The sequence below is a fragment of the Priestia sp. Y58 genome, from assembly GCF_029522095.1.
In the GTDB taxonomy this organism is placed as follows: domain Bacteria; phylum Bacillota; class Bacilli; order Bacillales; family Bacillaceae_H; genus Priestia; species Priestia megaterium_E.
The window spans coordinates 331,925-344,066 of record NZ_JAKWFL010000004.1 but is presented as its reverse complement, the minus strand read 5'-3'; the positions used below and the strand labels follow the sequence as shown (position 1 = coordinate 344,066).

12 protein-coding genes and 1 pseudogene are annotated in these 12,142 nt (G+C 38.4%); 5 read left to right on the top strand and 8 right to left on the bottom strand.

Annotated elements, in window-relative coordinates:
* Window positions 1-30 precede the first annotated feature (30 nt).
* Window positions 31-156: a GapA-binding peptide SR1P gene (locus MMB68_RS15020; RefSeq protein ID WP_013056059.1), complete on the bottom strand. Its 126-nt coding sequence runs from the start codon at window positions 154-156 to the stop codon at window positions 31-33.
* Window positions 157-394: 238 nt separating this feature from the next.
* Here MMB68_RS15020 and MMB68_RS15015 point away from each other — a divergent pair.
* Window positions 395-1,156 (top strand): annotated as a pseudogene (locus tag MMB68_RS15015) (BCCT family transporter); the annotation flags it as partial.
* 50 nt (window positions 1,157-1,206) lie between these two features.
* On the opposite strand, the gene MMB68_RS15010 reads toward MMB68_RS15015, so the two are convergent.
* The 6 genes from MMB68_RS15010 to MMB68_RS14985 form a co-directional block, all read right to left on the bottom strand.
* Window positions 1,207-1,449 (bottom strand): hypothetical protein, encoded by a 243-nt coding sequence (locus MMB68_RS15010; RefSeq protein ID WP_016763437.1) that lies wholly within the window; start codon window positions 1,447-1,449, stop codon window positions 1,207-1,209.
* A 247-nt stretch (window positions 1,450-1,696) separates the two neighbouring features.
* Window positions 1,697-3,109: a dihydrolipoyl dehydrogenase gene (gene lpdA, locus MMB68_RS15005; RefSeq protein WP_013082295.1), complete on the bottom strand. Its 1,413-nt coding sequence runs from the start codon at window positions 3,107-3,109 to the stop codon at window positions 1,697-1,699.
* Between the two features lie 3 nt (window positions 3,110-3,112).
* Window positions 3,113-4,414: a dihydrolipoamide acetyltransferase family protein gene (locus MMB68_RS15000; RefSeq protein WP_277549144.1), complete on the bottom strand. Its 1,302-nt coding sequence runs from the start codon at window positions 4,412-4,414 to the stop codon at window positions 3,113-3,115.
* A gap of 102 nt (window positions 4,415-4,516) precedes the next feature.
* Window positions 4,517-5,494 carry an alpha-ketoacid dehydrogenase subunit beta gene (locus MMB68_RS14995; protein WP_013056055.1) on the bottom strand — a complete coding sequence of 326 codons (978 nt, stop codon included), beginning with the start codon at window positions 5,492-5,494 and terminating at the stop codon, window positions 4,517-4,519.
* A 3-nt stretch (window positions 5,495-5,497) separates the two neighbouring features.
* The gene (pdhA, locus tag MMB68_RS14990) at window positions 5,498-6,613 is read right to left on the bottom strand and encodes a pyruvate dehydrogenase (acetyl-transferring) E1 component subunit alpha (protein ID WP_013056054.1); all 1,116 of its coding nucleotides are present in this window, start codon (window positions 6,611-6,613) and stop codon (window positions 5,498-5,500) included.
* Window positions 6,614-7,194: 581 nt separating this feature from the next.
* On the bottom strand, window positions 7,195-7,860 hold the full coding sequence (locus MMB68_RS14985; RefSeq protein ID WP_277549143.1) for a YkyA family protein: 666 nt from the start codon (window positions 7,858-7,860) through the stop codon (window positions 7,195-7,197).
* 169 nt (window positions 7,861-8,029) lie between these two features.
* Here MMB68_RS14985 and MMB68_RS14980 point away from each other — a divergent pair, with 169 nt between their 5' ends.
* On the top strand, window positions 8,030-8,140 hold the full coding sequence (locus MMB68_RS14980; RefSeq protein WP_016763434.1) for a YjcZ family sporulation protein: 111 nt from the start codon (window positions 8,030-8,032) through the stop codon (window positions 8,138-8,140).
* A 174-nt stretch (window positions 8,141-8,314) separates the two neighbouring features.
* Entirely contained in the window at window positions 8,315-8,869 is a 555-nt protein-coding gene (gene def / locus MMB68_RS14975) for a peptide deformylase (protein ID WP_221785657.1), read from the top strand.
* Between the two features lie 29 nt (window positions 8,870-8,898).
* Here def and MMB68_RS14970 read toward each other — a convergent pair whose 3' ends face one another.
* Entirely contained in the window at window positions 8,899-9,681 is a 783-nt protein-coding gene (locus MMB68_RS14970) for a Cof-type HAD-IIB family hydrolase (RefSeq protein ID WP_028407939.1), read from the bottom strand.
* 550 nt (window positions 9,682-10,231) lie between these two features.
* Here MMB68_RS14970 and MMB68_RS14965 point away from each other — a divergent pair.
* Entirely contained in the window at window positions 10,232-10,441 is a 210-nt protein-coding gene (locus MMB68_RS14965) for a DNA-dependent RNA polymerase subunit epsilon (protein ID WP_013056049.1), read from the top strand.
* Window positions 10,442-10,446: 5 nt separating this feature from the next.
* Window positions 10,447-12,114: a ribonuclease J1 gene (gene rnjA / locus MMB68_RS14960; protein WP_013056048.1), complete on the top strand. Its 1,668-nt coding sequence runs from the start codon at window positions 10,447-10,449 to the stop codon at window positions 12,112-12,114.
* The last annotated feature ends 28 nt before the right edge of the window (window positions 12,115-12,142 follow it).

Below are 12,142 nucleotides of genomic sequence, written 5' to 3'. Positions count from 1 at the left end.
GTGCGAACTTCCGCACCTTTTTTTATTGAATTAATCTAAATCTTCATCTGCTTTTTGACATTCTCCGCTTTTACATGTTGAGTATAATCGCGTCACTTTCTCATCTTCGAAATGATCAATTGTGCAGTTACATGTTTGACATACGATTGTTCCCATTTTGTAAACTCCCCTTTAACCGTCTTTTTTTGTAAGCGTTTTACAACTCTTGATATTATATTATTATGTCACATTAAATATGTCAACAACTAATTAGTATGTCACATTAAAAATATTTTTCTCATAAATGTTATATTTGTTTTCAAAAAGCCGAACGCTTAGCATCGTCTCTATTTATATGAAAAAACAATGTCTAATTTCACATCTATTTCATCACTTTAAAATAATTACGAAAAATAAGAATTTGAGTAACATTAATATTGTTTTAGCGATTCTGTTAATGCTATTCTTGTTATTTGCAGGTCCGACCAACTTTATTATGGACTTATTCGTTACAACAATCGGCAGCTACATTCAAAACTTGCCGTCGATGAGTTTTCAATTGAGCCCTTTTGATAATAGCACCTGGGTTCAAGATTGGACAATTTTCTACTGGGCATGGTGGATCGCTTGGGCACCGTTCGTTGGTACGTTCATTGCTCGTATTTCACGAGGTAGAACGATTCGAGAATTTTTAATTGGTGTACTAGCTGTTCCGACCGTGTTTGGTGGATTGTGGTTTGCCGTATTCGGAGGTTCTGGGGTCTACTTAGACTTTTTTAAGGATCTTCCTGTTATGGATGTTATCAACAATAAAGGAACAGAAGTTGCTTTGTTTTATGTACTTGAACAGTTTCCATTTGGTACGTTTATGTCCATTGTGGCTATTTGCTTAATCGCTACATTCTTCATTACATCAGCTGACTCAGCTACATTTGTTTTAGGAATGCAGACAACAAATGGTGATCTAAATCCTTCAGGCTCTATTAAACTTACGTGGGGCTTAATTCAATCGTTAACAGCAATCATTCTGCTTTGGACAGGTGGTTTGGATGCGCTCCAAACGGCTGCGATTATAGCAGCACTTCCATTCTCAATTGTGCTGGTGCTAACGGTCTTCTCATTAATGAAAGCATTTAAAGAAGAAGGCGCATTAAAAAGAGAAAAGAAATCTGTGTAAGATAAAAAAAATCGTTAGCTTATATAAGCTAACGATTTTTTTATGCAATCTTACGCTGTGCAAAATAAAATTAGTTGATAACATGTCAAGCAGACAGCTGAAGTTGTACCTGTCATCATAAGCGCCAGCCTTTTAGATTTGACGTTCATTTCTGCTATGCCGTAAGCTAAATAAGCGAATACTAAAAATAAAATAATTTTCGATGTCAACTGATCACGTTTTGATAGCAATTCAACCAGTGAATAACCCATCCAAATAACAATGTGTAAGCTCCAAACGAAATACGTCTTCATAGCTCCTACGCCGCCTTTTCATTCGTTATCCAAAAGAGCAGTTTTTTATCTACCTATAAGAAAGCACGTCCCACTTCATATGTATGCATCTAGAGCTCATTTAAGACTGTCTCAGCGCTTTTTACACGTTTCTTCTAAAAGGAGTGCTCATCAGCAACAAAAACTGTCTGACAAGCACCTGATACTTTGTGAAAACCGTTTTCTTCAAAAAAAAAAGCTGATGCATACGCATCAGCTTTTTAAACCATTATTTTACAATGTGAATTGGGCTTCCAATAGCTACTTCAGCAGCTTCCATTGTGATTTCACCTAATGTTGGGTGAGCGTGAATTGTTAATGCGATATCTTCAGCTGTTACGCCAGCTTCGATAGCAAGACCAAGCTCAGCGATCATGTCAGATGCGCTAGGTCCAGCGATTTGAGCACCAACAACTACTCCGTCTTCTTTACGAGTGATAAGCTTCAAGAAGCCTTCTGCAGCATTAAGTGCAAGTGCACGTCCGTTAGCAGCAAATGGGAATTTAGAAGCTTTAACAGCTAATCCTTCTTCTTTCGCTTGTGCTTCAGTATAACCTACAGATGCAAGCTCAGGCTCAGAGAATACAACTGCTGGAATTCCTAAGTAGTCAATTTCAGCAGGTTCGCCAGCGATTACTTCAGCTGCGATTTTACCTTCGTAAGAAGCTTTGTGTGCAAGTGGTGGTCCAGTTACGATATCACCAATTGCAAAGATGTTGCTTACAGATGTACGAGTTTGGTTATCGATTTCGATAAGACCACGGTCAGTCATTTTAACGCCAACTTGCTCAAGACCAAGCTCATCAGTGTTAGGACGACGACCTACAGTAACTAATACGTAGTCAGCATCGATTACTTTTGACTCTCCGCCTACTTCAAACGTAACTTGTACGCCGTCAGCAGTTTCTTCAACACCTTTAGCCATTGCTTTTGTATAGATTTCAACGTTTCCTTTTTTCTTAAGGTTACGTTTAACAAGTGAACTCATTTGTTTTTCAAAACCAGCTAAGATTTCATCAGCAGCTTCTACAAATGTAACTTCTGTACCGAAGTTAGCAAAAGCAGTACCAAGCTCAGTACCGATGTAACCTCCGCCGATTACAACTAATTTTTTAGGAACTTCTTTAAGCGCTAATGCACCTGTAGAGTTGATTACGCGCTCAGAGAATTTGAAACCAGGGATCTCGATTGGACGAGAACCAGTTGCAAGGATAGCATTTTTGAATTTGTACGTTTGTGCAGAATTTTCATCCATTACACGTACAGTTTCGCTGTCAACGAAGTAAGCTTCACCTTTTACGATGTCAACTTTGTTACCTTTAAGAAGGCCTTCAACACCGCCAGTAAGTTTGTTTACAACGCCGTTTTTGAATTCTTGAACTTTAGAGAAATCAACTGTTACATTCTCAGCGATAATCCCCATGTCTTCAGAATGTTTAGCGTGTTCAAAACGGTGACCTGCAGCGATTAATGCTTTTGAAGGAATACAACCAACGTTTAAGCATACGCCTCCAAGGTTACCTTTTTCTACGATTGTAACTTTTTGACCTAATTGAGCTGCACGAATTGCTGCAACGTAGCCACCAGGGCCAGCACCAATGACAAGAGTATCAGTTTCGATTGGGAAATCTCCTACTACCATTTATTACGCCTCCATTAATAATAATTCTGGATCATTTAATAAACGCTTGATTTGGTTAAGAGCGTTTTGAGCTGTTGCGCCATCGATAATACGGTGGTCAAAGCTTAGTGATAATGCTAATACTGGAGCAATTACAATTTCACCGTCGCGTACGACTGGTTTTTCAGCGATACGTCCGATACCTAGAATTGCAACTTCTGGGTGGTTGATAACAGGAGTAAACCATTGTCCACCAGCAGAACCGATATTTGTGATTGTACAAGAAGCGCCTTTCATTTCAGCAGGAGCTAATTTACCATCACGTGCTTTTCCAGCAAGGTCGTTAATTTGATCAGAAATTTCGAACACAGATTTACGATCAGCATTTTTCACAACTGGTACTAAAAGACCTTTTTCAGTGTCAGCAGCGATACCGATGTTGTAGTAATGTTTTTGAATTACTTCATCTGTAGAGTCATCGATTGAAGTGTTAAGAGCTGGGAACTTCTTAAGTGCTGAAGTTAACGCTTTTACCACGTAAGGTAAGAATGTTAATTTAATACCTTGATCTGCTGCAACTGTTTTGAATTTTTTACGATGAGCAACAAGAGCTGTTACATCGATTTCATCCATTAATGTTACGTGTGGAGCAGTGTGTTTAGAGTTAACCATAGCTTTTGCGATTGCACGACGGATACCGCTCATTTTCTCGCGAGTTTCTGGTAGGTCGCCTTCAGGAATAGCTTGTGCTGCTGCTGCTTTTGGTTCAGCTGAAGCAGTTTCCTCTTTAGCTGGAGCTTCAGCAGTTGCTGTAGCTGTAGAACCACCAGATAAGAAGCTATCAATGTCATCTTTAACAATACGTCCGTTTTTACCTGAACCAGGAACAGCTTTAATGTCTACACCTTTTTCACGAGCATATTTGCGCACTGAAGGCATAGCAATTACTTTACGGTTAGGATCAACATCAGCTTGTGCTGCAGGAGCTGTTGCTTCTTCAGTCACTTCTTCAGTTGAAGCTTTTTCTTTAGCTTCTTCTGCTGGTGCATCATCATGATCGTCACCTTTGAATTTTAAGTCTTCGTATCCAGGAGCATCAAAAGTAACGATAACTTGTCCTACAGTAGCTACTGTACCTTCGTCAACTTTTACTTCTAATACTTTACCTTTTACAGGAGATGGGATTTCAACAACAGCTTTGTCATTTTGTACTTCTGCTAGTACATCATCCTCATCAATTTCATCTCCAGCTTTTACGAACCATTTTACAATTTCACCTTCGTGGATACCTTCACCGATATCCGGCAGTTTAAATTCAAATGCCACGTGTCTTCACCCTCCTAGTTAGTTGCGTTCAATTTGTTAGTGTTTATTTTATCTAAGACAGAAATCAGCACAAAGCTGATTTCTATCACAGTAAAATGCTAATTAAAATTCAAGTACTTTCTTAGCTGTTTCAACGATATCTTTGTGGTCTGGTAACCATACGCCCTCAGCTTGAGAGAATGGGAACACAGTATCCGGTGCTGTTACACGTAATACTGGTGCTTCTAAGCTTAAGATTGCACGATCGTTAATTTCAGCTACAACGTTAGCTGCGATACCAGCTTGTTTTTGAGCTTCTTGAACTACTACTACGCGACCAGTTTTTTCAACTGATGCAAGAATTGTATCGATATCTAAAGGTTGAACTGTACGTAAGTCCACTACTTCAGCAGAGATACCTTCTTTTTCTAGTTCTTCAGCTGCTTTTAATGATGAGTGTACCATTGCACCGTAAGCGATAAGCGTTACGTCTGTACCTTCACGTTTCACATCAGCTGTACCTAAATCAATTGTGTATGATTCTTCAGGTACTTCTTGACGGAATGAACGGTAAAGCTTCATGTGCTCTAAGTATACAACCGGATCGTTATCACGAATTGATGAAATTAAAAGACCTTTTGCATCGTATGGAGTTGAAGGAATTACAACTTTTAAACCAGGTTGAGATGCTACGATACCTTCTAAGCTATCAGCGTGAAGTTCTGGTGTATGAACGCCTCCACCGAATGGTGAACGGAATGTAATTGGTGCATTCCAGCGACCGCCAGAACGGTAGCGCATACGTGCAGCTTGACCTGATACAGAATCAAGTACTTCGTATACGAAACCAAAGAATTGAATTTCAGGAACCGGACGGAAACCTTGAGTCGATAGACCTACAGCAAGACCACCGATACCAGATTCAGCTAATGGCGTATCGAATACGCGATCTTCGCCGAATTCTTGTTGAAGACCTTCAGTCGCACGGAATACTCCACCGTTTACGCCAACGTCTTCACCAAAAACTAATACGTTTTCGTCGTTTTTCATTTCTGTGCGTAACGCATCAGTAATCGCTTGAATCATTGTCATTTGCGCCATGGCTTACTTCGACTCCTTCTCTTTGTAGATTTCATATTGCTCTTGTAAGTTTGAAGGCATAGTTTCGTACATGATTTCCATTAAATCTGTAACTTTTTGTTTTGGATAATCGTCAGCCTTCTTAATAGCTTGTTTGATATCTTCTTTAGCTTGCTCGATTACTTTGTTTTCTTCTTCTTCATTCCAGATGCCTTTAGCTTCTAAGAATTTACGGAAGCGAACAAGTGGATCTTTCTTTTCCCACTCAGTGTCAAGCTCAGCTGTACGATAACGAGTTGGATCGTCACCAGCCATTGTATGTGGACCATAACGGTAAGTTAATGTTTCAATTAAAGTTGGACCTTCACCGTTTACTGCACGCTCACGAGCTTCGCTTACTGCAACGTATACTGCTAGTGCATCCATACCGTCTACTTGAACGCCTGGGATACCAACAGCCGCTGCTTTTTGAGCGATTGTACGTGCTGCAGATTGCTTTTCAACTGGTGTTGAAATTGCAAAGCGGTTGTTTTGTACAACAAAGATTGCTGGAGCTTTGAATGCACCTGCGAAGTTCATACCTTCGTAGAAGTCACCTTGTGAAGCTCCGCCGTCACCTGTATAAGTGATTGCTACTGCTTTTTTACCGCGTTTTTTAAGACCTAGTGCCACACCAGCAGTTTGCACGATTTGTGCACCGATGATGATTTGTGGAGAAAGTACATCTACACCTTCTGGCGCTTGGTTACCGTGGAAATGACCACGGGAGAATAAGAACGCTTGATATAGTGGAAGACCATGCCAAATCAACTGAGGCACATCACGGTACCCAGGTAAAATGAAGTCTTCTTTTTCTAATGCGAAATGTGAAGCGATTTGAGAAGCTTCTTGCCCAGCAGTTGGTGCATAGAAACCTAAACGACCTTGACGGTTCAATGAAATTGAACGTTGATCAAGAATACGAGTGTATACCATGCGAGTCATTAACTCTTTTAATTTTTCGTCAGATAAATCTGGCAACGCTGATTTATTTACTACTTCGCCCTCTTCATTAAGAATTTGGAACGTTTGGTACTGCTCAGCGATTTTATCAAGTTGCTTTGATACATCAATAATAGCCTTTTTAGTTTTAGCAGCCATCTAAGTCACCTCTTCCTTTCATTTAAGCCGTATAAATTCATTTTACTAATCAAACAAACATACACGCTTTTAGAATGTCCCAAATGGACAAGTAAAAGTCATATTTTGTCGAGTAGCTTTTTGAATTCGCTAATCCTTAACATTTCTATGTATTCCCCAGCGAATTCTGTGCAAACATTTACGTAAAAGGAAAGTTTAAGCGAAACGAGCGTTTCGTTAAACTGTATTAATTATTTTGCAAAAATGATTAATACAACACTTACTACGCTACCTAGTTTACAATACACTAAAACAGTTCGTCAATGCATTTACATCAAGAAATTACGCTTTTTTAGTTTGTGAAATAAAACACATAAAAAAGACATGCTGTACTATTACACAGACACAAACTGTATTATATGTTTTATAATAACCTTCTCTTTTTTTACGTCTGCACAACTCCTATCTTGCCACAAATAAACGATTTTTTAAAACAATAACCTTTTGTAATTTTTACTTGAATCATGTCGAAACTCTTTCTTTATTTCAGAAAACCTTCCTTTTCAGCCAAAAAAAAAGACCTGTAAACTTCACAGGCCTCCTCATTTATCCTCGCTATTTTTCACCTTTAACTTCGTTTTGTTATAAAAATCCTCTTTGGCTTTGTTATAGTCAGCTGTTAATGTGTTAAACGCTTCTTTTTTCTTTTCAACTTCTTTATAAGTAGTATTGATCGAAGCGATTTGTGTTTCAAGATTCTCTAATTTCACATTGTCTTTTTCAAAGAGCGTATATAGCTGACGATCTAATTCAATGGAATGAAGATAGGCGTCATGTAAGGACTGGTAGGCCTTATAACGCTTCTTCATTAACGAAGATAGTTCAAGCGCCTCTTCTTTTGCTTTCCCATCCTCTAGCTTTTGGATCTTTGGCTCTGTTGCTTCAAACTGTTTTTGCGAAGCGCTGATGCTTTTTACTTCTTTTTGTAATTTACTTTCACGCTCATCTAATAACTGCTGCGCTTTTTGTGCTTTATTTTTTATTTTCTTTTTATCTTTAATTCCTAGCTCAATAATTTGGTCGTATATCGCATTTTCTTGCTGTTCTAAGTCAGCTAACGGTTTTTGCTGATCAGCAAATTGCTTTTCTTGTGCTACCACTTTTTCTAATCCATTATATACTTCAAGTTCAGGCGATGAGCCTTCTGCACAGCCTGCTAGTGACATAGCAGCAATGCCGATAACTATATATCTTCCGACGCATTTCATATCTGGTAAATCCTCCCTTATCCATGGGTCATTATACAATTTTTGTAGGAAATTAGCAATTTATCTACACCCTTTTTCCACCTTTTAATATATTATACTAACCCAATCGTGAAAAAAAGGGAGTTTATTACTTTTTACCTTGGGATTGATAACTACGGGAGGTTATATTATGTTGGGTTATGGTGGATATGGCTGCGGCGGTTCTAATAAAGGTTTTGTGTTATTAATCGTACTGTTCATTTTATTAGTTATTATCGGCTGCAGCTGTGGCGGCTGGTAATTATACAATAAAAGCGGCTAACGGTCGCTTTTATTTTTTCTTATGCATGTTTTTCCATATGTTTGATACATATAATTAGTAGAAACATTTATGTGGTGAAGGTCGAGGTAATGACTTTTTTATACGGATTTGGTACACTTTATACCTATAAAATAGCCTAGGGAGATGTGAAAGTTGATTACAATGAATGATATTATTCAAGACGGACACCCAACGCTGCGAGAAGTAGCAAAAGAAGTACCGTTACCTGCTTCTGAAGAAGACAAAAAGATTTTACATAGCTTATTAGAATATGTAAAAAACAGCCAAGATCCTGAAATTGCTGCTAAATATGGACTGCGATCTGGTATCGGGCTTGCCGCTCCTCAAATCAATGTATCAAAACGAATGATTGGGGTACACGTTACGGATGAAAAAGGCAAGCTATACAGCTATGCATTATTTAACCCTAAGATCATTAGCCACTCAGTTGAAAAGACATATCTTACAGGCGGTGAAGGCTGCTTGTCTGTCGATCAAGATATCCCAGGATTTGTTCCTCGATATGCACGTATCACAGTAAAAGGCACAACGCTTGAAGGCGAAGAAGTCAAAATTCGTTTGAAGGGCCTTCCTGCTGTCGTATTTCAGCACGAAATTGATCATTTAGACGGAATTATGTTTTATGATTACATTAATAAAGAAAGTCCATTTCAAGAACCTGAAAATGCTTTTCCATATGAACGCTAAAAAACGCGAGCCAGAGCTCGCGTTTTTTCTTACTTTAATAATCCTACTAGCTCTAATCCGTGGAGAATACCATCTTCTGCTACATCTTTTGTAACAAGATTAGCAACTTCTTTCACGACTTCTTCCGCATTTCCCATCGCTACGCCATTTCCGACAAATTCCAGCATTTCGATATCGTTTAAGCCGTCTCCGAATGCATATACATCTTTTTTGTCAAAGCCAAGCTTTTCAATCATGGTCTCAATTCCTCGCGCTTTTGATCCACCTTTTGGCAGAACATCAGTTGAAAATTCATGCCAGCGAATAAAATCAAATTTCTTAAATTTTTCTTCATAAGGAGCTTCTTCTCCCGCTGTACAGAATAAGAGGGATTGATAAATTTCACGCCCTTTGAAATAAGTAGGATCGTGGTGAGGGTGGGTAAATCCAATTTTCAGCGTGCTGATGCTGGATTCGATATAATCATGAAATTCAATGTTTGATTTCATATCTTCATGATCCATGTATACGACAGGGTGATCGTGCTCAACAGCAAAAGCTGTTAAATCTTGAAGCTCTTCTTTATTTAACGGGTTTTTATAAAGAACTTCTCCATTTAAAACAATGTACTGACCATTAAAGCTAATATATGTTTGAATATCCAACTCTTCACGCAGATCTTTAAACATAAAAGGAGCCCTTCCAGTTGCAATTGCCACTTCATGCCCCTGCTCTTTTAACAGCTGGACAGCTTTTTTTGTAGAAGCAGGCAGTTTTTTATCATGATCCAATAACGTTCCATCAATATCAAAAAAAATAATCTTTCGTTCCACGTTTATCACCTTATTTTTTATAATTTTTTATCTCTTTGTTAAGCCTTTCCAATTATATCAAACAAGCGCTGGTTTCTCTATAAATGGACGGCCTTATTTACAATTTTTCCATATTTAACCACGAGAAACCTCTCCCTTTTCATCATATAATAAAAGTACAGAGAGAGACAGGCAGGTATCGCAAAAAAAACAAAGGAGCTGAAAAATCATGTTAAAAGATTTTCGAAAAAGGCTGCTAAAACGCTGGAATGAATTATTGCGTAAAAAAACGATGGCATAATCGATTTTTTTAGGGCTTTCTGTTGTAAAATTTGCAGAGTGTGTGTCTGCATCGTACAATGGAATAGCCCTTATTTTTTATACGCCCGGAAAATATAGTCTTGTATCCGTTTCCTATTAATATTATTCTATAATTAATTGACTTGTTATATTTAGATGACTAAAATGTAGTGAAAGCAAGTTTCTTTAGAAAATACATGAAATACATACACATTTTATAATATAATAAAATAAGTTATTTGAATTTCGGAATTAAGGAGAGATTTTTGTTATGATTTTTAAAGTTTATTTTCAAGAAAAAATGAGTGAAGTAGCTGTACGTGAAAATACAAAAACAGTGTATGTGAACGCAGATTCTGAGCGTGACGTTCGTAAAAAGTTAAAAGCGCGTTCAATTAATATTGAGTTTGTTCAAGCAGTGACTGGAGACTATCTAGAATATGAACAACAGCATGAAGATTTTAAAGTATTGGAGATATGATGAAAATGAAATTTGTAAAAAATAATCAAACGGCAGTTTTCGCCCTGGGTGGACTAGGCGAAATCGGTAAAAACACGTATGCCGTACAGTTTCAAGATGAAATTATTCTTATTGATGCAGGAATTAAATTCCCTGAAGATGAGCTTTTAGGAATTGACTACGTTATTCCTGACTACAGTTATTTAGTAAAAAATGCAGATAAAATCCGTGGCCTTTTCGTTACACATGGTCATGAAGATCACATCGGCGGAATTCCTTACTTATTAAGAGAATTAAACATTCCTATTTATGCAGGGAAATTAGCCCTTGGGCTTCTTCGCAACAAATTAGACGAGCATGGGTTGCTTCGTACAGCTCAGCTTCATGAAATTACTGAAGATGACGTAATTAAATTCCGTAAAACATCGGTAACGTTCTTCCGTACAACTCACAGTATTCCTGATTCTTACGGAATTGTGGTAAAAACACCAAACGGACAAATCGTACATACAGGAGATTTCAAGTTTGATTTTACACCAGTGGGCGAACCGGCTAACTTAACAAAAATGGCTGAAATCGGTAAAGAAGGCGTTCTATGCTTGCTTTCAGACAGTACAAACAGTGAAATTCCTAACTTTACGATGTCTGAGCGCCGCGTAGGTGACAGCATTCATGACATTTTCCGTAAAGTAGACGGCCGTATTATTTTTGCAACGTTTGCTTCAAATATTCACCGCTTACAGCAAGTAGTGGAAGCAGCCGTATTGCATAACCGTAAAGTTGCTGTATTCGGACGCAGTATGGAAGCAGCTATTGAGATTGGCCAACAGCTTGGATATATTTCATGTCCAAAAGATACGTTCATTGAGCCTTCTCAAATTAACCGAATTCCAGCTAACCGCGTGACTATTTTATGTACAGGCAGCCAAGGTGAACCGATGGCAGCGCTATCTAGAATTGCAAATGGTACTCACCGCCAAATTCAAATTATCCCTGGAGATACGGTTGTATTCTCATCTTCACCTATTCCAGGAAATACAGTAAGTGTTAGCAAAACAATTGATATGCTATTCCGTGCAGGAGCAGAGGTTATTCACGGTGCTCTAAACGATATCCATACTTCTGGACACGGTGGACAGGAAGAGCAAAAATTAATGCTTCGCCTAATGAAGCCAAAATACTTTATGCCAATTCACGGTGAGTATCGCATGCAGAAGATGCACATCAAACTTGCAACAGACTGTGGAGTTCCTGAAGAAAACTGCTTCATTATGGATAATGGAGAGGTGCTAGCTTTAAGCGACAGCGAAGCTTCAGTAGCCGGCAAAATCCCTTCAGGCTCTGTATATATTGACGGAAGCGGAATCGGTGACATTGGAAATATCGTACTTCGTGACCGCCGCATTTTATCTGAAGAAGGTCTTGTTATTGTCGTTGTAAGCATCAATATGAAAGACTTCAAGATCGCTGCTGGTCCAGACATTATCTCTCGTGGTTTTGTTTATATGCGCGAATCTGGCGACTTAATTAATGATGCACAGTCCCTCATTACAAAACACTTGAACAAAGTGATGGAACGTCGTACGTCACAATGGTCTGAGATTAAAAATGAAATCACAGACACATTGGCTCCATTCCTTTACGAAAAAACAAAGCGCCGTCCAATGATTTTACCAATCATTATGGAGGTTTAATACAAGAAAAAGAGCAGATGCAATCGCA

Bases quoted from the DNA above. Each gene is read 5' to 3' on its own strand.
- MMB68_RS15020 (WP_013056059.1), bottom strand. From the start codon at position 156: ATGGGAACAATCGTATGTCAAACATGTAACTGCACAATTGATCATTTC.
- MMB68_RS15010 (WP_016763437.1), bottom strand. From the start codon at position 1,449: ATGAAGACGTATTTCGTTTGGAGCTTACACATTGTTATTTGGATGGGT.
- lpdA (WP_013082295.1), bottom strand. From the start codon at position 3,109: ATGGTAGTAGGAGATTTCCCAATCGAAACTGATACTCTTGTCATTGGT.
- MMB68_RS14995 (WP_013056055.1), bottom strand. From the start codon at position 5,494: ATGGCGCAAATGACAATGATTCAAGCGATTACTGATGCGTTACGCACA.
- pdhA (WP_013056054.1), bottom strand. From the start codon at position 6,613: ATGGCTGCTAAAACTAAAAAGGCTATTATTGATGTATCAAAGCAACTT.
- MMB68_RS14985 (WP_277549143.1), bottom strand. From the start codon at position 7,860: ATGAAATGCGTCGGAAGATATATAGTTATCGGCATTGCTGCTATGTCA.
- MMB68_RS14980 (WP_016763434.1), top strand. From the start codon at position 8,030: ATGTTGGGTTATGGTGGATATGGCTGCGGCGGTTCTAATAAAGGTTTT.
- MMB68_RS14965 (WP_013056049.1), top strand. From the start codon at position 10,232: ATGATTTTTAAAGTTTATTTTCAAGAAAAAATGAGTGAAGTAGCTGTA.
- rnjA (WP_013056048.1), top strand. From the start codon at position 10,447: ATGAAATTTGTAAAAAATAATCAAACGGCAGTTTTCGCCCTGGGTGGA.